Annotated in this window: 26 protein-coding genes; 18 read left to right on the top strand and 8 right to left on the bottom strand. The window is 54.5% G+C overall.

What is annotated here, in order from left to right; translation table 11 throughout:
* Positions 1-82: 82 nt before the first annotated feature.
* Positions 83-802 (top strand): metallophosphoesterase family protein, encoded by a 720-nt coding sequence (locus GG681_RS05105; protein WP_328593270.1) that lies wholly within the window; start codon positions 83-85, stop codon positions 800-802.
* 4 nt (positions 803-806) lie between these two features.
* Here GG681_RS05105 and tdh read toward each other — a convergent pair whose 3' ends face one another.
* From tdh to ubiE, 5 genes are all read right to left on the bottom strand, one after another.
* A complete protein-coding gene (gene tdh / locus GG681_RS05100) occupies positions 807-1,838 on the bottom strand; it encodes an L-threonine 3-dehydrogenase (RefSeq protein ID WP_153546138.1) in 1,032 nt (343 codons plus the stop codon).
* A 14-nt stretch (positions 1,839-1,852) separates the two neighbouring features.
* Positions 1,853-3,037, bottom strand: coding sequence for a glycine C-acetyltransferase (locus GG681_RS05095; RefSeq protein WP_153545765.1), 1,185 nt, complete (start codon positions 3,035-3,037; stop codon positions 1,853-1,855).
* Positions 3,038-3,181: 144 nt separating this feature from the next.
* Positions 3,182-3,748 carry a helix-turn-helix domain-containing protein gene (locus GG681_RS05090; RefSeq protein WP_153545763.1) on the bottom strand — a complete coding sequence of 189 codons (567 nt, stop codon included), beginning with the start codon at positions 3,746-3,748 and terminating at the stop codon, positions 3,182-3,184.
* A 54-nt stretch (positions 3,749-3,802) separates the two neighbouring features.
* A complete protein-coding gene (ubiB, locus tag GG681_RS05085; RefSeq protein ID WP_153545761.1) occupies positions 3,803-5,332 on the bottom strand; it encodes a 2-polyprenylphenol 6-hydroxylase in 1,530 nt (509 codons plus the stop codon).
* A 3-nt stretch (positions 5,333-5,335) separates the two neighbouring features.
* Positions 5,336-6,088 (bottom strand): bifunctional demethylmenaquinone methyltransferase/2-methoxy-6-polyprenyl-1,4-benzoquinol methylase UbiE, encoded by a 753-nt coding sequence (gene ubiE, locus GG681_RS05080; protein WP_153545759.1) that lies wholly within the window; start codon positions 6,086-6,088, stop codon positions 5,336-5,338.
* Positions 6,089-6,181: 93 nt separating this feature from the next.
* Between ubiE and mutM the strand changes: the two genes are divergently transcribed.
* From mutM to gyrB, 7 genes are all read left to right on the top strand, one after another.
* On the top strand, positions 6,182-7,033 hold the full coding sequence (mutM, locus tag GG681_RS05075) for a bifunctional DNA-formamidopyrimidine glycosylase/DNA-(apurinic or apyrimidinic site) lyase (protein WP_153545757.1): 852 nt from the start codon (positions 6,182-6,184) through the stop codon (positions 7,031-7,033).
* 65 nt (positions 7,034-7,098) lie between these two features.
* Positions 7,099-7,875 (top strand): enoyl-CoA hydratase, encoded by a 777-nt coding sequence (locus tag GG681_RS05070; RefSeq protein ID WP_153545755.1) that lies wholly within the window; start codon positions 7,099-7,101, stop codon positions 7,873-7,875.
* A 214-nt stretch (positions 7,876-8,089) separates the two neighbouring features.
* Positions 8,090-8,353 carry a 30S ribosomal protein S20 gene (rpsT, locus tag GG681_RS05065; protein WP_153545753.1) on the top strand — a complete coding sequence of 88 codons (264 nt, stop codon included), beginning with the start codon at positions 8,090-8,092 and terminating at the stop codon, positions 8,351-8,353.
* Between the two features lie 556 nt (positions 8,354-8,909).
* Positions 8,910-10,346 carry a chromosomal replication initiator protein DnaA gene (gene dnaA / locus GG681_RS05060; protein ID WP_153545751.1) on the top strand — a complete coding sequence of 479 codons (1,437 nt, stop codon included), beginning with the start codon at positions 8,910-8,912 and terminating at the stop codon, positions 10,344-10,346.
* A gap of 237 nt (positions 10,347-10,583) precedes the next feature.
* On the top strand, positions 10,584-11,705 hold the full coding sequence (dnaN, locus tag GG681_RS05055; protein WP_153545749.1) for a DNA polymerase III subunit beta: 1,122 nt from the start codon (positions 10,584-10,586) through the stop codon (positions 11,703-11,705).
* A 63-nt stretch (positions 11,706-11,768) separates the two neighbouring features.
* Positions 11,769-12,866 (top strand): DNA replication/repair protein RecF, encoded by a 1,098-nt coding sequence (gene recF, locus GG681_RS05050; RefSeq protein WP_153545747.1) that lies wholly within the window; start codon positions 11,769-11,771, stop codon positions 12,864-12,866.
* Positions 12,867-12,996: 130 nt separating this feature from the next.
* Positions 12,997-15,414 carry a DNA topoisomerase (ATP-hydrolyzing) subunit B gene (gyrB, locus tag GG681_RS05045; RefSeq protein ID WP_153545745.1) on the top strand — a complete coding sequence of 806 codons (2,418 nt, stop codon included), beginning with the start codon at positions 12,997-12,999 and terminating at the stop codon, positions 15,412-15,414.
* Between the two features lie 34 nt (positions 15,415-15,448).
* On the opposite strand, the gene GG681_RS05040 is transcribed toward gyrB, so the two are convergent.
* Complete coding sequence (locus GG681_RS05040; protein ID WP_214645132.1) at positions 15,449-16,198, bottom strand: phosphate ABC transporter ATP-binding protein; 750 nt, start codon at positions 16,196-16,198, stop codon at positions 15,449-15,451.
* A 239-nt stretch (positions 16,199-16,437) separates the two neighbouring features.
* Positions 16,438-16,908, bottom strand: coding sequence for an Lrp/AsnC family transcriptional regulator (locus GG681_RS05035; RefSeq protein WP_235899729.1), 471 nt, complete (start codon positions 16,906-16,908; stop codon positions 16,438-16,440).
* 183 nt (positions 16,909-17,091) lie between these two features.
* Here GG681_RS05035 and GG681_RS05030 point away from each other — a divergent pair, with 183 nt between their 5' ends.
* Complete coding sequence (locus GG681_RS05030; RefSeq protein ID WP_153545739.1) at positions 17,092-18,720, top strand: thiamine pyrophosphate-binding protein; 1,629 nt, start codon at positions 17,092-17,094, stop codon at positions 18,718-18,720.
* Between the two features lie 164 nt (positions 18,721-18,884).
* Here the strand turns inward: GG681_RS05030 and GG681_RS05025 are convergent, their stop codons facing one another.
* A complete protein-coding gene (locus tag GG681_RS05025; RefSeq protein WP_153545738.1) occupies positions 18,885-20,207 on the bottom strand; it encodes a FliI/YscN family ATPase in 1,323 nt (440 codons plus the stop codon).
* Between the two features lie 88 nt (positions 20,208-20,295).
* Between GG681_RS05025 and GG681_RS05020 the strand changes: the two genes are divergently transcribed.
* From GG681_RS05020 to GG681_RS04980, 9 genes are read left to right on the top strand one after another with little or no spacing between them, the layout of a single operon-like run.
* On the top strand, positions 20,296-20,685 hold the full coding sequence (locus GG681_RS05020; protein ID WP_328593269.1) for a FlgB family protein: 390 nt from the start codon (positions 20,296-20,298) through the stop codon (positions 20,683-20,685).
* A 14-nt stretch (positions 20,686-20,699) separates the two neighbouring features.
* Positions 20,700-21,092: a flagellar basal body rod protein FlgC gene (gene flgC / locus GG681_RS05015; RefSeq protein ID WP_153545734.1), complete on the top strand. Its 393-nt coding sequence runs from the start codon at positions 20,700-20,702 to the stop codon at positions 21,090-21,092.
* Positions 21,093-21,112: 20 nt separating this feature from the next.
* On the top strand, positions 21,113-21,409 hold the full coding sequence (gene fliE / locus GG681_RS05010) for a flagellar hook-basal body complex protein FliE (RefSeq protein ID WP_153545732.1): 297 nt from the start codon (positions 21,113-21,115) through the stop codon (positions 21,407-21,409).
* Between the two features lie 4 nt (positions 21,410-21,413).
* Positions 21,414-21,686 (top strand): flagellar biosynthetic protein FliQ, encoded by a 273-nt coding sequence (locus GG681_RS05005; RefSeq protein WP_153545730.1) that lies wholly within the window; start codon positions 21,414-21,416, stop codon positions 21,684-21,686.
* A complete protein-coding gene (locus GG681_RS05000) occupies positions 21,686-22,402 on the top strand; it encodes a flagellar hook-basal body complex protein (RefSeq protein ID WP_153545728.1) in 717 nt (238 codons plus the stop codon). The genes GG681_RS05005 and GG681_RS05000 overlap by 1 nt, the downstream gene beginning before the upstream one ends.
* A gap of 11 nt (positions 22,403-22,413) precedes the next feature.
* Positions 22,414-23,199, top strand: a complete 786-nt coding sequence (gene flgG, locus GG681_RS04995) for a flagellar basal-body rod protein FlgG (protein WP_153545726.1) — start codon at positions 22,414-22,416, stop codon at positions 23,197-23,199.
* Complete coding sequence (gene flgA / locus GG681_RS04990) at positions 23,199-23,615, top strand: flagellar basal body P-ring formation chaperone FlgA (protein WP_153545724.1); 417 nt, start codon at positions 23,199-23,201, stop codon at positions 23,613-23,615. Before flgG ends, flgA begins: the two co-directional genes overlap by 1 nt.
* A complete protein-coding gene (flgH, locus tag GG681_RS04985) occupies positions 23,615-24,355 on the top strand; it encodes a flagellar basal body L-ring protein FlgH (protein ID WP_153545722.1) in 741 nt (246 codons plus the stop codon). The genes flgA and flgH overlap by 1 nt, the downstream gene beginning before the upstream one ends.
* An 8-nt stretch (positions 24,356-24,363) precedes the next feature.
* Positions 24,364-24,879, top strand: coding sequence for a flagellar basal body-associated protein FliL (locus GG681_RS04980; protein ID WP_153545720.1), 516 nt, complete (start codon positions 24,364-24,366; stop codon positions 24,877-24,879).
* Positions 24,880-24,942: the final 63 nt, after the last annotated feature.

Below are 24,942 nucleotides of genomic sequence, written 5' to 3'. Positions count from 1 at the left end.
TGTTTTTATACTGTCCTGATTTGAAACCCGCCTGTTGCAATCAGCTGTCATACAGGTGTCAAAACGTTTGAAAGATATGACTATGACCATCTACGCCATCGGTGACATTCACGGGCAGCTCTCCATGCTGCAAGAAGCCCTAGGCTGGATTGAAGCAGATGGCGGCCCGGATGCTCAGGTGGTGTTTCTAGGTGATTATGTTGATCGAGGCCCTGATAGCGCAGGTGTTTTGGAGCTCATTTCTGGCGGAATCAACGCGGGGCGCAATTGGACTGCGGTTAAGGGAAACCATGACCGTATGTTTGAATGGTTTCTCGAAGACGGACCACGCCACGACCCCCATTTGAAAGTTACACATAACTGGTTACACAAAGATCTGGGTGGTCGGGCCACTCTCTCATCCTACGGTATTGAAGTCACAGACGAACATCGTTTGTCTGAGGTTCATGCCCATGCAAAAGAAGCAGTTCCAGCAGCTCATAAAGCATTCCTTCGCAACCTTCCCTGCTTCTATCAAACGGAAGGGTATCTGTTTGTTCATGCAGGTATTCGACCCAAGGTGGCGCTGGCGGATCAGGAAGAAAATGATCTAGTCTGGATTCGTGAACCCTTCCTCAGCTTTCAGGAAGATCACCCTTGGCTTGTTGTCCACGGCCATACCGCACTCAAAGCACCGCAGCACTATGGCAACCGCGTCAACCTTGACAGCGGCGCAGGCTACGGGCGCCCGATCAGCGTTGGCGTGTTTGAGGGCGATGATGTGTATTGGCTACAAAACGGCACGCGCGTTGCAGCCAACTAAGAAACTAGCTGTTCCAGTCAAGAACCACTTTGCCAGAGCGGCCTGATTTCATCGCAGCAAAGCCTTTGGCAAAGTCATCCACCCCAAAACGGTGGGTGATCACCCGGCTTACGTCGAGCCCGTTTTGCAACATGGCGATCATCTTGTACCAGGTTTCAAACATCTCGCGGCCATAGACGCCTTTGATGGTGATGGCCTTGAACACGATCCGCGACCAATCCACCGGTGATTGCCCCGGTGGAATACCCAAAAGCGCGATCTTTCCGCCCATCACCAAGGCGTCGACCATCTGATCCAGAGCGGCCTGGCTGCCGGACATCTCAAGCCCCACATCAAATCCCTGCGTCATGCCAAGCTCATGGATCACATCGTTGAGATCCTCAGAACCGACATTCACTGCACGCACCGAAGGCACCACATGTTCCGCCAGCGCCAATCGATCCGGGTTGATATCCGTGATCACCACATTGCGCGCACCTGCGTGACGGGCAACCGCCGCTGCCATAATGCCAATCGGGCCCGCGCCGGTGATCAGCACATCTTCCCCCAAAAGATCAAAGCTCAACGCGGTGTGTACCGCATTGCCCAATGGGTCCAAGATCGCACCGATCTCATCTGGGATATCATCCGGCAGTGGCACCACATTAAACGCGGGCAAACGCAGATACTGCGCAAACGCTCCTTGAACATTCACCCCAATCCCGCGGGTTCCGGGATCAAGATGAAACTTGCCCGCGCGCGACTGACGGCTGTCATGTTCGATCAGATGCCCCTCACCAGAGCAGCGCTGACCGATTTTAAGCCCCGTTACCTCTTTACCGATATCAACAATTTCACCGGCAAATTCATGCCCTGTGATCATTGGGGTCGGCACCGTGGCCGATGCCCAGTCATCCCAGTTCCAGATGTGAATATCGGTGCCGCAGATGCCTGTTGTATTGACCTTAATCAACACATCATCGGGGCCTATTTCCGGCACGGGGGCCTGCACCTGCCACAAGCCTTCTTCGGGCTTGGACTTTTCCAGTGCCTTCATTGTATTGGGACGCATCAGATCACCCCACAGGCTTTGCCAGCGGTTTCAAAGGCCGCAAGCGCACGATCAAGATCCTCACGCGTCAGCGCCGCATTCATCTGGGTGCGGATGCGGGCCTGCCCGCGCGGGACCACCGGGAAAAAGAAGCCAGACACATAGACACCTTCTTCAAACAGACGCGCCGCCATATCTTGCGCGAGCTGCGCTTCGCCGAGCATAACCGGCACAATCGGATGCTCACCGGGCAGCAGGTCAAACCCCAGTCGTTCAAGCCCCGCGCGCCAATAAGCGGTGTTTTCAAACAACTGCGCGCGAAGCTCTGCGCCGTCTTCCACCAGGCGGATGGCTTCAAGCCCCGCCGCAACGATCGCTGGCGGCAATGAGTTCGAAAACAGATATGGCCGCGCGCGCTGCCGCAACAGATCGATAACGGGCTGCGGGCCGGCGATATAGCCGCCAATCGCCCCACCTAGGGCCTTGCCCAAGGTGCCTGTCAGAATGTCGATATCAACACCAAAATGATCAGGCGTCCCCGCACCGTTTGGCCCCATAAAACCAGTTGCGTGGCAGTCATCCACCATCACCACCGCATCATATTTGTCGGCGAGTTCCCGGACAGCGGGCAAGTTGGCAAGATAGCCATCCATTGAAAACACACCATCGGTTGCGATCATGATATGGCGCGCCCCGTTTGCACGTGCGTCCTTAAGCTTGGCCTCAAGATCATCCATATCGTTGTTTGCGTACCGATAACGCTGCGCTTTGCAGAGGCGGATACCATCGATGATAGAGGCATGATTCAGGCTGTCAGATACAATCGCATCCTCGGATGTCAGCAGCGGTTCGAACAGACCACCATTGGCATCAAAACAGGCCGCAAACAGAATCGAATCGTCCTTGCCCAAGAACTGCGCCAGTCGCTGCTCCAGCTCACGATGCAGATCCTGCGTGCCGCAGATGAACCGCACTGAGGCCATGCCAAACCCTTTGGGCTCCATCGCGGCTTTTGCTGCTGTAATCAGATCTGGGTGATCGGCCAAGCCAAGGTAATTGTTGGCGCAAAGGTTGATGACCTTGCGATCCCCAACTTGGATCTCACCACCCTGTGGCGAAGTGATCAGGCGCTCTTTCTTGAAGAGGCCATCGTTTTCGATCTGGGTCAGGGTTTCACTGAGATGAGACAGGAAAGCATTCGACATGACAGAACTCCATTGATTGGAGGAAATCTGTCATATTGGATGCCCATCCGTAAAGAGGGAATTTTTCACATCACGGAAAAAAATCTGCGATAACGGATACTGCACCCGATCAAAAATACCCCAATGCAAGGGAGTGACCAGCTTTCAACCGTTTTTGACAATTAAGAATACACGGGCTGAATCGTTTTCAGCCGTAATCGCATGAGGCACATCTGCAGCGTAGCGTGCCGTATCTCCCGTCTGCAGGATCTCTTCGGCGCTGCCCGAAGACAGCCGAACTTTTCCATCCAGAACGGTAAGCTGTTCGCGCGTTCCAACCGTATGAGGTTGGCTGATCAATGCGCCTGCAGGCAACAGTTCAATATCATAGACCTCATGCCCACCCGCATCTTCGGGAGGAGATAAGATCTTGATTTTACAGCCTTGCCCCATGTTTTGAATAATGGGAACATCCGCAGCTTGCAGCACATCAATCCAGTCCTGCTTCTGCCCGGCCTCTAGAAGGCCCGCAAAATCGACCTGCAATGCACGTGTAAGGTTCCACAATGTTGCAATGGTGGGGCTCGATTCACCACGTTCAATCTGGCTCACCATCGAGCGGCTGACACCCGAAAGATTGGCCACCGCTTCAAGCGAAAGCCCCTGTGCGCGGCGCGCCTCTTTTAGGCGTGCAGGCAGCAGGTTCAGAATATCGTCCGTTTGATCCGTCATACTGGAAAAGCTGGCTCTATCATTCGCGTTTGTCAAATAGATCGCGCCTGAAGCCTAAAACCCCCAAAAGGCCAAGGCGCTGATCACGACCCCGCCCACCAGGCCCAGACCACCAGGCACAAGCCATGCTTTGCCCCCATTAGGGCGTTCTTCAGGCTCACTGGATTGCGCAACCAATGCCTTTTCCACCAGCCCAGGGAGACGCGGACCAAATCGGGCCATGACTTTGGCCGTTTTTGCCAGGTCGTTGATCACAGCTTTTGGGCCGATTGAACTTTTGATGTAATCCTCAACAACCGGATGGGCCGTTTCCCAGATATTCATATGTGGGTTCAAGGAACGCGCCACCCCTTCAACAACAACCATGGTGCGTTGCAGCAAGATAAGTTCGGTCCGGGTTTCCATGCCAAAGCGCTCAGTCACCTCAAACAGGTAGTTGAGCAAACGCCCCATCGAGATACGATCCGCATCCATCCCAAAAATCGGCTCTCCCACCGCGCGCAGCGCACGGGCGAATTCATCGACGTCTTGATTGGCAGGCACATAGCCCGCTTCAAAATGCACTTCGGCCACGCGGCGATAGTCGCGTTTGATGAAACCATAGAGGATTTCAGCATAAACCCGGCGGGTATATTCATCGATATGGCCCATAATGCCAAAATCATAGGCAATGATATCGCCATTATCAGCAACCTTTAGATTGCCCTGATGCATATCCGCGTGGAAGTAACCATCACGCAATGCATGGCGCAAAAACAGTGTCAGAACACGTTCTGCCAGCGCGGGCCGGTTATGGCCTGCAGCATCCAAAGCGTCATTGTCCCCCAGAGCGGTGCCATCCGCCCAGCCCAAGGTCATCACGCGGCGCGAAGAGTGGTTCCACAGAATCTGCGGCAGCTGGAAGCCTTCGTCATTTTGCGTATTTGCCGCAAATTCAGACGCTGCGGCGCTTTCAAGGCGAAGATCCAGCTCCCCCTGCACCACGCCATCAAAGTGCTCAACCACATCCATCGGGCGCAATCGACGCGCACCAGGGGCAAAAATATCAACAATGCGCGCGGCAAAGTAAAAAGCGTCCACGTCGCGGTTGAAGGCGCGTTCAATACCCGGGCGCAGAACTTTCACTGCAACTTCACGCCCACTGTCGACCAGTCGCGCCTTGTGAACCTGCGCAATAGACGCGGCCGCGATTGGCTCACTGAACTCAGAAAATACTTCACCGATTGGGCGGCCCAGTTCACGTTCAACCTGCTCAACAGCGGCGTCTCGTGAAAACGCGGGCAATTTATCCTGCAACACGCGCAGCTGACGGGCGAGATCATCGCCAACCACATCAGGACGGGTTGAGAGCACCTGACCAAATTTGATGTAAGCAGGCCCAAGCGCGGTCAGCGCACGCGTGGCCGCCGGCATGTTTTCATCACCTTTGTAGCCCAACCATTGGAACGGCCAGCCCAGACCGTATGCAACGATGCGCAGCGCTCGGGGTGCTTCAAACGCGTCGAGCACCACATTCATGGCCCCGGTTCGCACCATTGTGGCGCCTGTTCGGATCAGGCGGATAATATTGTGGGGACCGCGCATTGATCAGATCTTCCAGCCGGAGTGGAGTGCCGCAATGCCCAAAGACAAGTTACGGTACTTGGCATTGGCAAATCCCGCTTCGCGCAGCATGCCAAGGAATGTATCCTGATCTGGGAAGTTACGAATAGATTCAACAAGGTACTGATAGCTGTCATAGTCATTTGCGATCAGCTGCCCCATGCGCGGGATCACGTTGAACGAGTAAAGATCATAGAGTTTCTGCAGCCCGTCATTTGGCAGCTGGCTGAACTCCAGCACCATCAGGCGGCCGCCGGGTTTCAGCACACGGTACGCTTCTTTGAGCGCCTCCAACGGCCGGGTTACATTTCGTATGCCAAACGATATCGTGTAGACATCAAAGGTATTGTCCTGAAACGGCAGTGCCATTGCATCACCGGTGACCCAATCCAGACTATCGGCCATCTTTTCCGCCTCGGCGCGCTGACGCCCAGCCTCCAACATGGGGCGCGTCAGATCCAGAACGGTTGAATGCCCGTAGCCCGCACGTTTGAGGAAGCGGAATGAAATGTCACCCGTCCCCCCTGCCACATCGAGTAGCTTTTGACCGGGGCGCGGGGCCAACCAATCCATCATTGCATCTTTCCAGACGCGGTGGATCCCCACGCTCATGACATCGTTCATAATGTCATATTTAGAGGCAACCGAGTTGAAGACCCCCTGCACACGACCTGCTTTTTCGTGTTCAGGGACGGTTTCAAATCCGAAGTGGGTGGTATTTTCTGATGTCTCGGTCATGGGACTTGCCGTTTCCTCTGGTTCGCCCCAGTTATAGGGCGCAAATTCCGGGGCACAATGCGGCTCACGGTCATCTGTTGCAGGAGCGATGTAATGCCTGAATTGCCTGAGGTCGAGACCGTGATGCGTGGTTTATCTCCATCGATGGAGGGGGCTGTGATCATAAAGGCGCAAATTAACCGCCCAGACCTACGCTGGCCTTTCCCCGAGCGCATGTCAGAACGTCTGACCGGGGCACGGGTATCAAGGCTGAAACGGCGCTCCAAATATATTCTGGCGGAACTGGATCGTGGTGAAACCTTGCTTGTCCATCTTGGCATGTCGGGGCGTATGACGGTCTCTGGTGATCCCTTGGGTCAGTTTGTGCACGATCACCCAGCAGCAGCCAAACATGATCACGTTGTCTTTGACATGGACAATGGCGCACGCATCACCTTCAACGACCCACGCCGTTTTGGCGCGATGGATCTGATCACAACTGATGGATTGGAAAATCACAAACTCATCAACGTCTTGGGCCCAGAACCGCTGGGGAATGCATTCAACGAATCCTACCTGATCTCTGCGCTCGAAAGGAAAAACACCCCGATCAAATCCGCGCTCTTGGATCAGGGAATCATCGCTGGTTTAGGCAATATCTATGTATGCGAAGCGCTGTTCCGTTGCGGCATTTCCCCAACACGCAAGGCTGGCCAGATCTCCAAGGACCGAGTTGCAAGCCTTGTCCCGGTGATCCGCAAGGTCCTGCAAGACGCGATCAAAGCAGGGGGATCTTCGCTCAAAGACTTCCGTCAAGCCAATGGAGAGCTTGGATATTTTCAGCATAGCTTTGATGCATATGGGCGCGAAGGAGAACCCTGCCATCGTGAGGGTTGCACAGGCGAAATCTTAAGGATCACCCAGTCTGGTCGTTCAACCTTCTACTGTGGCAGCTGTCAAAGATAGCTTGATCCGTCTCTCATGCGTGATAATGAATCCAACTTAGACGGAACAATCGAAAGCGGAACCCAATGGCATATGAGACGATCAACGTCGACGTGCAGGACCATGTTTGCCTCATTAAACTGAACCGCCCCGAGGCGTTGAACGCACTTAACACTGAGCTTCTGCAAGAGCTTTGTGATGCGTTGGAAGATGCAGACACCAGCGAAAAGGTTCGCTGCATCGTTGTAACAGGCTCAGAGAAAGCCTTTGCAGCAGGCGCCGACATCAAGGAAATGTCGAGCAAAGGATTCGTTGAAGTCTTCAACGAGAACCTTTTCGCCAAGGCAAACGATCGCATCGCGGCGATCCGCAAGCCGGTCATTGCTGCCGTTTCTGGCTACGCCTTGGGTGGCGGCTGTGAACTGGCAATGATGTGTGATTTCATTATTGCCTCAGATACGGCCAAATTTGGCCAGCCAGAAATCAACCTTGGCGTTATGCCGGGCATGGGTGGCAGCCAGCGTCTCACACGATTTGTTGGCAAATCCAAAGCGATGGATATGAACCTCACCGGCCGCTTTATGGATGCGGAAGAAGCGGAACGTTCAGGCCTTGTGTCGCGTGTAGTCCCAGCCAAGAAATTGCTGGATGAAGCCACCGCAGCAGCGCAGAAAATTGCTGAAAAATCACAGATCAGCACTTTGGCAACCAAAGAGGCCGTCAACCGCAGCTATGAGCTGCCGCTGGCCGAAGGCATGTTGTTTGAACGTCGCCTGTTCCACGCGCTTTTTGCGACCGAAGACCAAAAAGAAGGCATGGCCGCCTTTTTGGAAAAGCGCGAAGCGCAATTCCGCGACAAGTAAACACAACACACAGCCAAAGACCGTCAAACATGGTGGTCTTTGGCAAAAGCACGCAGCCGCCCTTCATATCAGCACTTGCATCCCAAGGCACATATGGATAAAAGCCGCCGCTATACATGCGCGTGCAGCCCGCTCAGGCTAGAATCACACCGGTGAAATGACCCGGGGCTGTCTGGCACTGCGCCGATTAATTTAAACCCTGTGAGGTCCTCCAATGGCTAATTCGCCCCAAGCAAAAAAGCGCGCTCGTCAGAACGAAAGCCGCTTTGCCGTAAACAAAGCCCGTCGTTCGCGCATCCGCACCTTCCTGCGTAACGTTGAAGAAGCAATCGAATCTGGTGACAAAGAAGCAGCTGTCGCTGCTCTGCGCGCAGCTCAGCCTGAACTGATGCGCGGCGTGACCAAAGGTGTTTACCACAAAAACACTGCATCCCGGAAAGTGTCCCGCCTGGCGGCACGCGTAAAAGCGCTGGGTTGATTCCTTTTCGGAGCACGTAACCAAGAACGTGTACCCAACAGTTTTGTGAAGCGCCGCAGATTGCGGCGCTTCTTTTTTTTCTAAAGCACTCAAAACCTTAACTCAGCCGTCAGAGATTCTTTATCCACAAAGGCAGAGTCAACATCATAGTTTCGTTGCTGCCTCCTACTCTAAATTGCTACCAATGTTTCAGCGATTCACCTGCTGAGGGGATTAGCTGCCATAGGTGGTTTCCACCGAGTTCTGATAAATCTAGGTAAGAAAACAGGTGGTTACACAGTGACCGCTCCTGTCTTTCTTTGTGCTTTTCTGTGGCACATTGATGGGCTGTTATTTGACCGATTAAATTTTGACACTCGGCTTGTGGATCGTTGCAAGGTGATAACATTCACCAATTGCTGGACATTGGAAAAGACGAAGGGACGCTTCCCTGCAGGTAAGATGAGCACATCATCTGCCAAGGGGATTTTTGTCTTTTTCAAAGCTCGTGAAATGAGCTGGAACGAAACATAAGACCCTTAAGGGTCGCGGCACGTGGGGACGCAAGAGGCGTATAATGACGATAGACAAATGGGGTAGTGTCAGACAGCGTTTGTTGAAAACGGTTGGGCAGAATAACTTTACAACCTGGATCGAGCCATTGGAGCTGCGAAATCTCGAAGACGGGATTGCAGTGTTTAATGTACCCACCAATTTTATGGGTAACTATGTTGGTCAGAATTTCTCAGATCTGATTCTGCATGAGCTGAATATGTCAGGCGAACGCGTTCAGCGCCTGACCTTTAATGTTGCCGTGAATTCCCCCTCACGTCCAAGCGCGGCCTCAAAGCCGTTGTTTGAAGTGATTCACAACAATGATGACTCTGTAGAAGTGCCGATGGACGAACCTGTTTCAGCCCCGGCTGAAACTGCGCCCCAAACGTCCGGCTTCTCCAAGGAGCCAATCGAAGGTCTTCAGGCCGCCCCCCTGGATCCGCGCTTCACCTTTGACACCTTTGTTGTCGGCAAACCAAACGAACTGGCCCATGCCGCCGCACGCCGCGTCGCCGAAGCGGGCCCAGTTACGTTTAATCCGCTGGTTCTTTATGGTGGCGTGGGTCTGGGTAAGACCCACCTGATGCATGCGATCGCCTGGGAGCTGAAACGCAGCAATCCCGAGCTCAACGTGCTCTATCTTTCTGCGGAACAGTTCATGTACCGCTTTGTTCAGGCGCTGCGCGAACGCAAGATGATGGATTTCAAACATCTGTTCCGTTCTGTAGACGTGCTGATGGTGGATGATGTGCAATTCATCGCAGGCAAAGATTCAACCCAGGAAGAGTTTTTCCACACCTTCAACGCGCTGGTTGACCAGAACAAACAGATCATCATCTCGGCCGATCGCGCTCCGGGTGAAATCAAAGAGCTGGAAGAACGTGTAAAATCGCGCCTTCAGTGTGGCCTGGTCGTTGATCTGCACCCCACAGACTATGAACTGCGCCTCGGCATCCTGCAGACCAAAGTTCAGCAGCATCGCAAAAGCTTCCCGGACCTGAAAATTGCAGATGGCGTACTGGAGTTCCTGGCGCATCGCATTTCAACCAACGTTCGCGTGCTCGAAGGCGCTCTGACACGTCTTTTTGCGTTTGCATCATTGGTTGGCCGTGAAATCGATATGGAACTGACCCAGGATTGTCTGGCCGATGTTTTGCGCGCCTCTGAGCGCAAAATCACCGTCGAAGAGATCCAGCGCAAAGTCTCTGAATATTACAACATCCGCATGTCAGACATCATTGGCCCCAAACGCCTGCGTTCTTATGCACGCCCGCGCCAGGTGGCGATGTATCTGTGCAAACAGCTGACCAGCCGCAGCCTGCCTGAAATCGGGCGCCGTTTTGGCGGCCGCGACCACACAACTGTCATGCATGGTGTAAAGCGGATCGAAGAGCTGAAGCTGGTTGATGGCCAGATTGCAGAAGACGTCGAAATGCTGCGCCGCGCGCTCGAAGCGTAACGCGCAGAGGCAAAACAGCGATTGTAGGCGGCTCCGACCTGTTTCGGGGCCGTTTTGCGTTGCAGAAACTGCCGCAATGCAACGTTTCCGGCGCTTCTACCCATGAGGCCCCTTGACGCTGGTCATCTACAATTGGAGAAATCGAATAAGGTCTTGTCTTAGGGGCGCAAAAGGTTACCGTAGCCTCCCGGCGTCACGGCCGGTTGCTGGTGAAGCCAGACGAAAGGAATGAGGGATATGAAGATCAGTATCGAACGCGGCACGCTTCTGAAGGCTGTAGCCCAGGCACAGTCCGTTGTGGAACGTCGCAACACTATTCCTATCCTGGCCAATGTTTTGATCGAAGCCGAGGGCGACACGGTCCAGTTTCGGGCCACCGATCTCGACATCGAAGTTGTCGATCGGGCAAACGCCCAGGTTGAACGAGCCGGTGCAACAACCGTTGCCGCAACAACGCTGCACGAGATCGTGCGCAAGCTCCCGGATGGCGCGCTGGTATCTTTGACCGCTGACGCGGCCACTGGCCGCCTGACAGTTGAAGCAGGGCGTTCAAACTTCTCGCTGGCAACGCTTCCGCGCGAAGACTTCCCTGTGATGGCTACCGCTGAATATCAGTCAAACTTTGCCGCCAAAGCTGCAGTTCTGCGCCGCCTGTTTGATAAATCAAAGTTCGCGATCTCAACCGAAGAGACCCGTTACTATCTGAACGGCGTCTATATGCACATCACCGATGGCAGCACCGGCGATCGTGTACTGCGCTGTGTTGCAACCGATGGCCACCGTCTGGCCCGGATTGATGCAGATCTTCCCGGCGGTGCCGAGGCGATGCCGGGCGTGATTGTCCCGCGCAAAACCGTGGGCGAGCTGCGCAAGCTCTTGGACGACGACGATATGGATATCGCAGTTTCTGTGTCAGAAACCAAAGTGCGCTTTGCCACCCCCAATATTACCCTGACCTCCAAGGTGATTGATGGCACCTTCCCAGATTACACCCGCGTGATCCCAGTGGGCAACACACGACGCCTCGAAGTGGATGCGACCGAATTTGCCCAGGCTGTTGACCGTGTCGCAACTGTCTCGTCTGAACGTTCACGTGCCGTGAAACTGCAGCTGGAAGAAGACCGCCTGATCCTGTCAGTAAACGCACCAGACAGCGGCGCCGCTGAAGAAGAGCTCGCCGTAGCCTATAGCGACGAACATCTGGATATTGGCTTTAACGCAAAATACCTGTTGGAAATTGCCAATCAGGTTGATCGTGAAAACGCCGTGTTCATGTTCAACTCTTCTGGCGACCCCACTTTGATGCGTGAAGGCAACGATGACAGCGCTGTTTATGTTGTCATGCCAATGCGGGTCTAACGTGGGATCACGCATCTACCTGGCGCAACCACCCTTTATGGAATTTGAACTTCCGTTGTCGCCATGCTTGCACTGACATCTTTGAACCTTTCGCATTTTCGCTCGCATCTGCGGGCGAATTTGCAATTGGATGGTCGCCCGGTAGCCCTTTTTGGCAACAACGGCGCGGGCAAAACCAATATTCTGGAGGCCGTATCGCTGTTCTCGCCGGGCCGTGGTATTCGCCGCGCCTCCGCTTCGGAAATGGCGCGCAGACCGGAAAGCCCCGGCTGGAAGCTCAGCGCGACCCTGCGCGCAAATGAGCAGCTCTATGAGGTGGAAACCTGGTCTGAGTCCGGTCAAGCGCGGCAAGTGCGGATCGACAATAAATCCGCCAATCAAATTGCCCTGGGGCAGATTGCCAGTGTGGTCTGGTTGGTGCCTGCAATGGACCGTCTCTGGATCGAAAATGCTGAGGGGCGGCGGCGGTTTCTTGATCGGGTCGCGCTAAGCTTTGTGCCAGACCATGCAGAGGCCACATTGGCCTACGCAAAAGCCATGCGGGAACGCAACAAACTGCTGAAGCAACAGATCCGCGATGGTGGATGGTATGCGGTGATCGAAAAACAGATGGCCGAAACCGGGCATCTTATTCATCAGGCGCGTCTGGATGCTGTTGATACCCTGCATGAGGCCCAGGCAAAGGCAGAAACCGCTTTTCCCATTGCCGAGCTGGAGCTGCTCCAATCTGAGGCCGCAATGCCAAACACAGCGGCAGATTTTCAGGATGCGCTCGAAGAAAGCCGGTTTCGCGATCTGGCAACAGGCCGCACATCGGTAGGCCCCCACCGTACGGATCTTTTGGGGACTTATCGCACCAAATCTCTACCCGCGCGGGACTGCTCCACCGGGGAACAAAAGGCGCTGCTGGTGTCGCTTGTTCTGGCCAATGCCCGCGCATTAAAAGCACGCGATGATATGCCGCCTATTCTGCTTCTGGATGAGGTAGCAGCGCATCTGGATGCGGATCGCCGGGCCGCCCTGTATGATGAGATCTCGGCCCTTGGCATTCAGGCTTGGATGACCGGAACAGGGCCCGAACTTTTTGCCGAATGCAACGAGCGCGTGCAAAAATTCGAAGTGCTCGAAAAAGATCAAACCTCGGTGGTTGAACCCCGCTAAGCCGCGATTTCAAATGCGGCGGATAACAGCTTGAAATCGGTTTGAATTCGCCAAGAAATATCCCTCCCTGCCCGTGACATCCCACTGGGAAATTCGTATAAAATCACAAGGTAAAATCAGGAAAGCATGCATGTCTGAGAACGAGCAAACTCCAGCAGAATATGGCGCGGATTCCATTAAGGTTCTCAAGGGGTTAGAAGCCGTTCGCAAGCGCCCTGGCATGTATATCGGTGACACCGATGATGGCTCGGGCCTGCACCACATGGTCTATGAGGTGGTCGATAACGGGATCGACGAGGCGCTTGCGGGCCATGCAGACGCGGTAACCGTGAAAATTCACGCGGATTCCAGCGTTTCTGTCGGCGACAATGGTCGCGGCATCCCCGTCGACATTCACCCCGAAGAAGGCGTGTCCGCAGCTGAGGTCATCATGACCCAGCTCCACGCAGGCGGGAAATTTGACAGCAACTCCTACAAGGTGTCCGGCGGTTTGCACGGTGTGGGTGTATCCGTTGTAAACGCGCTCTCCGACTGGCTGGAGCTGCGCATCTGGCGCAACGGGAAAGAACACATCGCACGCTTTGAACGCGGCGACACAGCGAAGCATCTTGAGGTTGTTGGCGAGTGTGGTGATCGCACAGGGACCGAGGTGCGTTTCCTGGCATCCACCGACACATTCTCCAACCTGGAATATATTTACGAGACGCTGGAAAAACGCCTGCGTGAGCTCGCGTTTCTGAATTCCGGCGTCCGCATCATTTTGATCGACGAACGCCCTGCAGAGCGGCTTGAAACCGAGCTCTACTACGAAGGTGGCGTCAATGAGTTCGTTAAATATCTCGACCGCTCCAAATCTCCGGTCATGGACGCGCCGATCTATATCAAAGGCGAAAAAGATGACATCGGTGTGGAAATCGCCATGTGGTGGAACGACAGCTACCATGAAACCGTGCTGCCGTTTACCAACAACATCCCTCAGCGCGATGGCGGCACCCATGTGGCCGGTTTCCGCGGGGCATTGACGCGCACCATCAACAACTATGCACAATCTTCGGGCATTGCGAAAAAAGAAAAGGTCTCCTTTACCGGTGACGATGCGCGCGAAGGCCTGACCTGCGTGCTCTCGGTTAAAGTGCCGGATCCGAAATTCTCCAGCCAGACCAAAGACAAGCTGGTTTCATCAGAAGTTCGTCCGGTTGTTGAAAGCCTGATGAACGAGAAACTGTCCGAATGGTTTGAAGAAAACCCCAATGTGGCCAAACAGGTGGTTGGCAAAATCATTGAGGCTGCGCTGGCCCGCGAAGCTGCCCGTAAGGCGCGCGAACTGACACGCCGTAAAACCGCGATGGATGTGAACTTCCTGGCAGGTAAGCTCAAAGATTGCTCGGAAAAAGACGCAACCAAAACCGAACTCTTCCTTGTGGAGGGTGACTCTGCGGGTGGCTCTGCACAGACCGGCCGCGACCGGCAAACACAGGCGATCCTGCCGCTGAAGGGTAAGATCCTCAACGTTGAGCGGGCCCGGTTTGACAGAATGCTGTCGTCTCAGGAGATCGGCAACCTTGTTATGGCTCTTGGCACCGGCATTGGGCGCGATGAATTCAACATCGAAAAGCTGCGTTACCACAAGATCGTCATCATGACCGATGCGGATGTGGATGGTGCCCACATTCGGACCCTGCTGCTGACCTTCTTCTATCGTCAAATGCCGGAACTGATTGAAGGCGGCTATCTCTATATCGCTCAACCGCCTTTGTATAAAGTGTCGCGCGGCAAATCCGAGGTGTATCTGAAAGATCAGTCCGCCATGGACGATTACTTGATCAATCAGGGCGTCGACGGTGCCGTGCTAAAATTGGGCAATGGTTCCGAAATAGCGGGCGCAGATCTTACCCGGGTCGTGGACGAAGCACGACGGCTGAAACGAGTTCTGGACGCGTTCCCAACCCATTATCCACGCCATATTCTGGAACAAGCCGCGGTTGCTGGTGCCTTTATTCCCGGTGCTGTGGACGCTGACCTTCAGGGTGTTGCTGACAAAGTCGCCCAGCGCCTTGATCTGATTGCGCTGGAATATGAACGTGGCTGGCAAGGTCGTATCACCCAGGATCATGGCATCCGTCTTGCCCGCATTCTGCGCGGCGTTGAGGAGGTTCGCAGCCTGGACGGCCCGATGCTACGCTCTGGTGAGGCACGTAAAACCGGCAGCTTCACGCAATCCCTGCAAGAGGTTTACGGCACCCATGCACTGCTGCAGCGCAAGGATCGCAGCCAAACCATTCACGGGCCGCTTGGCCTGCTTTCAGCGATCCTGGAAGAAGGGGAAAAAGGCCTGTCGCTACAACGCTACAAAGGCCTGGGTGAGATGAACCCGGATCAGCTGTGGGAAACCACTTTGGATCCCGATGCACGCACCCTGCTGCAAGTACGGGTTGATGACATGGTCGAGGCGGATGACCTCTTCACCAAGCTGATGGGCGACGTGGTAGAGCCTCGCCGCGAATTCATCCAGAAAAACGCGCTGAGTGTGGAAAATCTGGACTTTTAAATTGACCCCCCGGCCCAAACGCCGGGGGTTTTTCTTATCCGAATTTGCCGCCGACAAACGCGCGGGTCCTTGGATCTGCGGGATGATCAAAAATCATCTGGGTCGATCCAATCTCCAATAACTGCCCGAGATGGAAGTAAGCCACGCGATCCGCGATGCGTTTCGCCTCCATCATGGAATGGGTGACCACAACAATGGAATGGCTGGATTTCAGCTCAAGCATCAATGCTTCGAGTTTGGCGGTCGCAACTGGGTCAACGGAACCGGTTGGTTCATCCATCAACAACACATCTGGCTGAGTCGCCAAGGCACGGGCCACACACAGCCGTTGTTGCTGCCCTCCTGAAAGGGATGTGCCCTGTTTCGTATGGAGATGATCCTTAACCTCGTCCCACAAAAACGCGCGACGCAGACAGTTTTCGACATGGGCATCCAGATCTGCAGAACTGTTCATCAACCCGTGGATACGCGCGCCGTAGGCCACATTGCGCCAGATGGAAAAGGGAAATGGGTTCGGCTTTTGGGCAACCCAACCAAAGCGGCGGCGCAACAGCGGAGGATCAATGTCTGGGTCATGGATATCGACGCCTTCCATTTCGATGGAGCCCTCAATACGAACCCCACGATTTCCGTCATGCATCCGATTCAGGCATTTCAATGCGGTGGTCTTGCCGCAACCTGAAGGGCCAATAAAGGCCAGGATTTCCTGTGGATAGAGGTCGAACGTGACGCCATCCAGTGCCTGTTTCTGCCCATAGTACAAAGAAAGATCACGCACACGCATCAGCGGCGCGTCATTATGTTGCAAACTCGGGGTGATTGGTGTCGTGTGAAGGTCTTGATCCAGCATCGTGGCCTCCCTAGTGTCCATATCACCCACGTGCCACGAAACAGCTGTGCCGGTATTGATCTGCAACAAGCTTCCACCAGAAACGCCGCTGAAAGCACTTCATGACTTGTGCTGGGTTATTGCACCATCGACAACAGGGCGGGCCCTTGCGAAGGCTGCCCTACGCGCGTGCCCTAGCTGGCGGAAACCGAATAAACATCCAACTCCTGGCTGTCTTTCAATGTTTTCAGCACAAAATCCGATTTCACCTGTGCCACCTGCGGCTGAAACAGCAGCCTTTCATGCAGAAACTCGGAGAATGCCTCTAAATCTCGCATACGCACCATCAGGATATAATCCGCATCCCCTGAGGCTGAAAACGCAGATTGCACCTCTGGCTGGGCGGACACCCAGCTCGAGAACGCATTGTGCGCATCTTTATCGTGCTCTTTGAGGGTAACCCGCACAATCGCCTGCAGGCGTACGCCCAGCTTTTCAGCGCTTAACTTGGCACGATACCCTTCGATCAGACCCGCTTGTTCAAGAGCAACCCGACGTCTCGAACACTGCGAGGCAGAGAGATGAACCTGCTCTGACAATGCTGCATTTGTCAGGGTTCCATCACCCTGAAGCGCCGCCAATATACGCAAATCAAACTGATCCATCCACGCCCCCATTCTGCATATGCAACATATTAACTGCATCAAATGCGCGCCGTCTCATCCAAATACGCGAAATTTGTTCATTGACCCGACGTTTCTTGCTGATCTTCGCAACGCCTGCGCAGCGCTTCACAGCTAACATTCACAAGAGGGAAACTTCTTCCAGCTTGAGGAGGCGCGAAGCAAATGTCAGAAGAAAGCATCTATACCTATCAATCCATCGCCCGAGCGTTGAGGGACCATAAGGTTGATACGCTCTTTGGTTTGATGGGAGATGCCAATCTCTTCTTTGCCGATTCCTTTGTCCGTGACTTTGGCGGAACCTTTGTACCTGCCGCATATGAGGGCAGTTCGGTTCTTATGGCATTTGCCTATGCACATATTTCCGGGAAAGTTGGCGTCGCGACCGTCACCCATGGGCCAGCGCTCACAAACTGTGTCACCGCCCTGACCGAAGGGGTGCGCGGTAACATCCCTATGGTTTTACTGGCCGGTGACACCCCCGCTTCAAACCCGCGTCACCTGCAATCTATTGATCAACGCGAAGTGGTCAAATCCACAGGTGCAGGGTTTGTTCAGGTGCGCCTGCCGGAAACAGCCTCAAAGGATTTTGCCCAAGCGATCTATCGTGCTCAGGTCGAAAAACGCCCAATCGTGCTGAACATGCCAGCAGACTATATGTGGGAAAAAACCACTCATAGCACGGTTGGCTACACCCATTTCGAAACCCCAGCCTACGCGCCAGAGGGCGACGTGCTGGATGAGGCCGTTGGTATGATCGCGTCGGCCAAACGCCCGATGATTTTGGCAGGGGCCGGTGCCTGCGACGCACGTGACAGCATCATCAAGCTGGCCGACCGGCTAGAAGCCCCGCTTGCCACAACACTCAAGGCAAAAGGCTTGTTCAATGACCACCCCTACAATCTGGATATTTTTGGCACCCTCAGCACACCTGCAACCTATGATGCGATCAGCAAAGCCGATTGCATCATCTGTTTTGGCACTGCCCTACATGAATTCACCACCGATCGCGGCAAGCTTATCGAAGGCAAGCGCGTTGTGCAGATCGACAACAAAGGCAAGGCGATTGGCCTGTCTGTGCACCCAGACGCGGCGCTGGTTGCCGATGCGGCGCTTACAGCTGATAATTTTGTCTTTTGGTTGAATGAGGCCGAAATTCAGCCCAGCGGCTTTACCCGTGAGCTCGATTCGGCAGAGCTCACCCAACATGAACCACATAAATCCCGCAGCTTTGCCCCGGGCACAGTAGATTATGTCCCAGCCATCGAATTGTTGGAACAGACACTGCCGGAAAACCGCATTGTGGTGACCGATGGCGGCCGTTTCATGACCGAAGTCTGGTGCCGTATTTCAGTCTCTGACCCGCAGAGTTTTATCCCTACTGCAAATTTCGGTTCTATCGGCCTTGGCCTGCAAGAAGCCATTGGTGCAGGGGTTGCCGACCGCAGCCGCCCGGTGGTTCTGTTTACCGGTGATGGCGGATTTATGATGGGTGGCATCAATGAGTTCAACACAGCCGTGCGCCTAGGCTTGGATCTGATCATCATCGTCTGCAACGATGCAGCCTATGGCGCAGAACACATTCAGTTTCTGGACCGCGAAATGGATCCGGAGCTGACCACGTTTGAATGGCCATCTTTCGCGGCCGTGGCCACGGCCCTTGGAGGTACAGGGATTGAAGTACGCTCTATAGAAGAGCTAGAGGCCGCCACTGCCCAACTCTCGGATCGCAAAGGCCCCGTGCTGATCGAGCTGCACCTCGATCCAAACGACGTGCCTCGCATGCGTATCTAACGAAACACGACCATCAACGAGGCATCAGCACAAGCTTTATACAGCTGGTGCAATCCCCTCTTCCTCGTGAACCATGATCAGGCGGCTACCTCCGTGGTCTCCATCAGGTTCACCGCTGCCCACCGTTTCCCAAAGCGGTGGGCAGTGTATTTATGTGTCACCGATCATTTGCCAGCGCGGCGCAAGATCAGATGCAGCCGGTTAAAGCTATCAGATACAGCTCCCGCCTCTTCGCGACCAAAAAAGGCGTCCAGCTCGGGCCAGACCTTTACCGCCTGATCAAGCGTCAGATCAGTGCCTTCAGAATAAAGCCCGGCGCGGATCATCACTTCGGATTGTTCATAGGCACCAAGGAATTTGCGCACCTGCAAGATCTGGTCGTTTTCATCTTGGCTCGCGGCCGCTGGCAGGCTCCGAGAAACAGAGCGTGACACATCGATAGCCGGGAAACGGCCTCGTTCGGCAATTTCACGGTTCAAGACGACATGCCCATCCAGAACCCCGCGCAAAATATCGGCGATCGGCTCATCCATATCGGAACCTGCAACCAGAACGCTGAATACAGCTGTGATATCGCCCTGATCTTCTTCTCCAGGGCCCGCACGTTCGCAGAGACCGGTGATCAGCGGCGTAACCGATGGCGGATAGCCACGCAGCGCCGGGGCTTCCCCAGACGCAACAGAGATTTCACGATGCGCTTCTGCAAACCGGGTAACAGAGTCCGCAAGAAACAGCACATGTTTGCCCTGATCGCGGAAATGTTCTGCCACACTCATCGCGGCCCAGGCACAACGACGGCGCACCAATGCAGATTGATCTGACGTAGCAGCAACCACTACCGCACGTTTCATCCCTTCTTCGCCCAACACATCCTTGACGAAGTGATTCACCTCCCGGCCCCGCTCACCGATCAGCGCCATCACAACCACATCCGCTTCCATATGTTGTGCAAGCTTGGCCAACAGCGTCGACTTACCAACACCAGAGCCTGCAAACAGGCCGATACGTTGCCCCTTTACCACTGGCAGCATGGTGTTCATGACGGCATAGCCAGTGCCAACGCGCGCGCCCAAACCGCGGCGTGCCGCGGCCTTTGGCGGCGACGCCATCAAATCGCGCGCGTTTTCACCACGCAACATGGGCCGCCCATCCAACGGTTGGCCAAAGGGATCAATAACCCGGCCGATCCAACTGTCAGATGGCGCAAACAACGCGGTGGGTTGCAACAGGATGGGATCATCGATTCGAATTCGATCCGGCGCCGTATCCGGCAGCATCGATACTTCATCCCCTTCGATCTTCATGATCTCGCCATCAAGCTCGTCTCCCGGAGCGCGCCGTAGCGTGGCACGATCCCCGATTCGTGCAACATGGGCAAGACCAGAGACTTTTATCACCCCATCCGATACCGCGGTGACCCGTCCAACAGTTGTGGACAGACGTTTTGATGCCAATTCCTCGGTCAGAGCTTTGAGCGCTGGAATCATGTTTGGGTTCTCCAATGTGTCTCTGAAAACAATTTCTAAAGGAATCGGGGTTAAGCCTTGATTGAAATTGATCGAGGGAGAAGCCCCGGTGTTCACAGAATTGAACGTTTTTAAAATTGCATACTCGATGGCGTCCCATGCTGGGACCCGTCAGGCATTGGTGTCTCAAAACATCGCCAATGCGAATACCCCTAACTACCACACCAAAGATATCCGTCCCTTTAAGGAAGTATATGCGCGCCGCGGCACGCAGTCTGGTGACATGGTATCAACCCGCGCGTCGCATCTGAACGGGCAAGGGCATGGGATGGAATGGGCGATTTCCTCCGATGAAACCGGCGCGGACCCCAACGGCAACTCCGTCTCGCTGGAACAGGAAATCCTGAAAGGTGTGGAAGTTCGCCGTCAGCACAGCCGCGCCATCTCTATCTACAAATCAACCATGAACGTGCTGCGCACCAGCATTCGCGATAACTAAGGGACCCTTTAGCCATGAGCGATTTTGCGAATTCTCTTACGGTTTCGGCCAGTGGTCTCAAGGCGCAAGCCAGCCGCCTGCGCCATGTTGCTGAAAACATCTCAAACGCCGACACCCCGGGCTATCGCCGCAAATCCGTACCTTTTGAGGCGGTGCGCGATTTGAACAACAACACTGAACAGGTTCGGGTTGGTCGTGTCATCCTGGACCGGGGTGAGCTGCAACAGATCTATGACCCCAACCACCCAATGGCCGATGAATCTGGTCACTATGATGGCTCTAACGTTGATCTAATGATCGAAATCGCCGACGCGCGCGAAGCGCAGCGCAGCTATGAAGCCAACCTAAAAATGTTTGATCAGGTGCGGGAAATGTCCACGTCCCTGATGGACCTACTACGCAAATAAACTGAACTAGGAGATCCAGAATGGATATTCGTTCCCTATCCGCCGCCAATGGCTATGTTGCAGCACGCCCTGCCACCCAGGCTGACCCATCCAACACATCAAACGGTTTTCAAGATCGCGTGGAACAAGGCTTTCAGGACTTTGCAACCACGATGCAAAAGTCAGAACAGCTCTCGGTTCAGGCCATGACCGGCTCTGCGGATCCACACGCCTTGGTGCAGGCGCTGGCACAGACCGAACTGGCCGTTGAGACAGCCGTGACCGTCAGAAACAAGGTCGTACAAGCCTACCAAGAAATCATGCGGATGCCGGTCTAACACAATGATGAGCGAAGGTCTTTTCTTTGACACGTTACGGCAAGCCATCTGGACTGCTGTCATCATGTCCACGCCTATCCTCGCCGTCGCGCTTGTTGTTGGTCTGACGATTGGCCTGTTTCAGGCGCTGACTTCTATCCAGGAAATGACACTGACCTTCGTTCCAAAGCTCGTGGCCATTCTGGTCGTATTCTGGGCTGTGATGGGTTTTATGACCCAGACGCTCGTAACCCTTTTTGATGCGCATCTCGTGCCACTCATCGCAGGAGGCTTCTGATGGATTCGGCAAGCTACACAACACTCTCACGCCAGACCGGTTTGATGCGGGAAATGCGTGTTGTTGCAAACAATATCGCCAACTCAGCCACCACCGGCTACCGCCAAGAAGGTCTGATTTTCTCTGAATTTGTTGCCTCTTCTCCTGGTTCAGAGTCTGTTTCGATGTCGCGAGCAAACATTCGCAACACGTCAAACGAACAAGGTGCGCTGACCAAAACCGGTGGTACCTTTGATCTCGCGATTGAAGGCGATTCTTATTTCATGGTGGAAACACCACGCGGTGAGCGGCTGACACGTTCAGGTACATTTGCCACCAATGCCGCAGGTGATCTGGTAACGGCTGATGGCAATCGGGTGCTGGATGCGGGCCGGGCGCCGGTCTTTATTCCGGGCGATGCAAAATCCATCAAGTTTGGCCTCGATGGCACGCTGAGCGCCGATGGTCGTGCACTTGGGCAGATCGGTCTGTTCAAACCCGGCGAAGGAAGCCAGACCATACGCGAAGACGGCGTCATGTTCCGCGTCGACGGTGAGATTGAAGACAGTCTCGATGGGCGCGTTCATCAAGGGTTTCTCGAAGAATCCAACGTCAACTCCATCGACCAGATCACACGCATGATCGAAATCCAGCGCGCCTATGAAATGGGACAAAGCTTTCTGGAAACCGAAGATCAACGTGTCCGCGACGCCATCAACAAACTGATCAGAACCTAGGAGGCATAACAATGCGTGCTCTTAAAATTGCAGCCACCGGGATGAGCGCTCAGCAGCTGCGCGTTGAAACCATTTCGAACAACCTCGCCAATATGAACACGACGGCTTACAATGCCCGTCGTGCAGAATTTGCCGATCTTCACTACCAACAAGTCTCCCGCGCGGGCACCGTGAACGCCTCCGATGGTACCGTTCTGCCAACCGGCGTGCAGGTCGGGCTTGGCGTGCGTCCGGCCGCTGTTTCCATCCATCTGGAACAGGGTGCTTTGACCCAAACAAACAACGATTTGGATGTTGCGATCGATGGCAATGGCTACCTTGAAGTCACGCTGCCTTCTGGCCAATCCGCGTATACCCGCGACGGCTCGCTCAAACGCGATGCTGAAGGGCTGATTGTCACCTCTGATGGTTTCCCGGTCTCTCCCGAAATCACCATTCCTGATGATGCAAAAAGCATCTCCATCAATCCAGAAGGCGAAGTTTACGCCTACTTCGATGAAACCGCTGAAGGCCAGCTTCTTGGGCAGTTCAGCGTTGCTAACTTCACCAACCCCAAAGGGCTGGAAGCAATTGGTGGCAACCTCTTTGTAGAAACCGAAGCCTCCGGTGGCGCCACCGTTTCAACGGCCGGCGAAGATGGGATTGGCACCCTGCGCCAAGGGTATCTCGAAGGCAGCTCTGTTGATGCGGTGCGTGAAGTGACCGAGTTGATCGCAGCTCAGCGCGGCTATGAAATGAACGCCAAAGTGATCTCTGCCGTCGATCAGATGATGGGCGCAACCACCCAGGTACGCTAATGAAACTCGCCCTCGCTCTCTTTGTGTCTTTGATTGCGCAATCAGCCATTGCCGAAATCATCGTGCCGGTGCGCAATATCCGACCCAAAGAAATCATCGCGCCGTCCGACCTGACGCACAAACAGGTCAGCGTCGTGGGCGCCATCGCGGTAGCGGACGAACTGGTTGGCCAAGAAGCGCGTGTCGCACTCTATGCCGGCCGGCCCATACGACCTGGCGATTTTGGCCCGCCTGCGATCATCGAACGCAATGATCTGGTGACACTGCGTTTTCGCAACGGGTCTCTGACAATTGCCACCGAAGGCCGCGCATTGGGGCGAGGAGCTGAGGGTGAATCTATTCGCGTGATGAATCTGTCATCGCGCACCACTGTTTCTGGCCGTGTAAAGGCCGATGGATCGATTGAGGTAAACTGATGCAAACGATCTCTATCTTGTCAAAACTGGCAGCAATCAGCCTTGTCCTGACGGGTGCATGCGCCCGTATGGATCATCTCGGCAAGCCTCCGTCGTTCACCCCTGCAAATGAAACCCCAGAACATGTTGCGATGCTCTGGGAAGGTTTGCCACAAGAACGTCGCCCCCAACGCGCGGTTGACAACTCGTCGCTATGGAGCGGCAGTCGCCAATCCTTGTTGGGCGATCGCCGTGCAATTCAGCGCGGGGATATTTTGACCGTGGTTATTGAAATCGACGAAAAAGCAGAGATCTCCAATGACACGGCTCGATCTCGCAACGGATCTGAAACGCTTGGCGTGCCGCAGCTTCTTGGCCTGCCACAACGGCTGGACCGCAAACTGCCAGAAGGCGCAAGCAGCGCCGAAGCGGTTTCTGTCAATTCCAACTCAGCCTCCGGCGGCTCGGGCTCGGTCAAACGTAAAGAGAAGCTGGAACTGCGCGTTGCGGCAACCATCGTTGATGTGCTCCCCAATGGCGTTCTTGCCATCAACGGCTCCCAGGAGCTTCGCGTAAACTTTGAAATTCGCGAACTGCTGGTATCAGGATATGTGCGGCCTGAAGACATCAGCCGCCAGAACGAAATCACCTACGACAAAATTGCATCCGCACGCGTGTCCTATGGCGGCCGCGGCCAGATTACCGATGTCCAACAACCGCGCTACGGCCAGCAGTTGCTTGACGCTGTGCTCCCATTCTGAGGTTACCCATGCTCTCCAAACTTCTCCCCGTTATTTTGTTGATTGTTGGAACCGCTGGCGGCATCGGTGCAGGAATCATGATGAAACCTGCACCCGAAGAAAAAGCCGAGATGGCCGACGGTGAAATGCACGAAGAAGAAAAAGGCGAAAAGGAACACGCCAAGGAAGAAAAACCAGAACATGATCCCGAAGCGGAGCCCATGTATGAGTATTTCAAAATCCAAAACCAATTTGTGGTTCCAGTGGTGGAACATGAATCTCTGTCTTCACTGGTCGTGGTATCGCTGTCCTTGGAAACCGACATCGGCATGAAGGAACGAGTACACGCGTTTGAACCCAAACTGCGCGACGTGTTTCTGCAGGTACTATTTGATCATGCCAATATGGGTGGGTTTCGTGGCGCGTTCACCCGCTCGGACATGCTGGATCCACTGCGTACAGCATTGCGCGAAGCCGCCCAACGCCAGCTTGGATCAGGCATCAATGACGTCTTGATTGTCGAAATCTCGCGCCAGGATGTCTAAAGCAATATCACCAAAGAAGGCCCCGGGTCAGGAAACTGACCCGGGGCTTTTTGTTGCGTAATA

The sequence above is a fragment of the Tritonibacter aquimaris genome (assembly GCF_009617595.1).
Lineage (GTDB): Bacteria > Pseudomonadota > Alphaproteobacteria > Rhodobacterales > Rhodobacteraceae > Epibacterium > Epibacterium aquimaris.
This window is presented reverse-complemented; position numbering and strand designations above follow the sequence as displayed.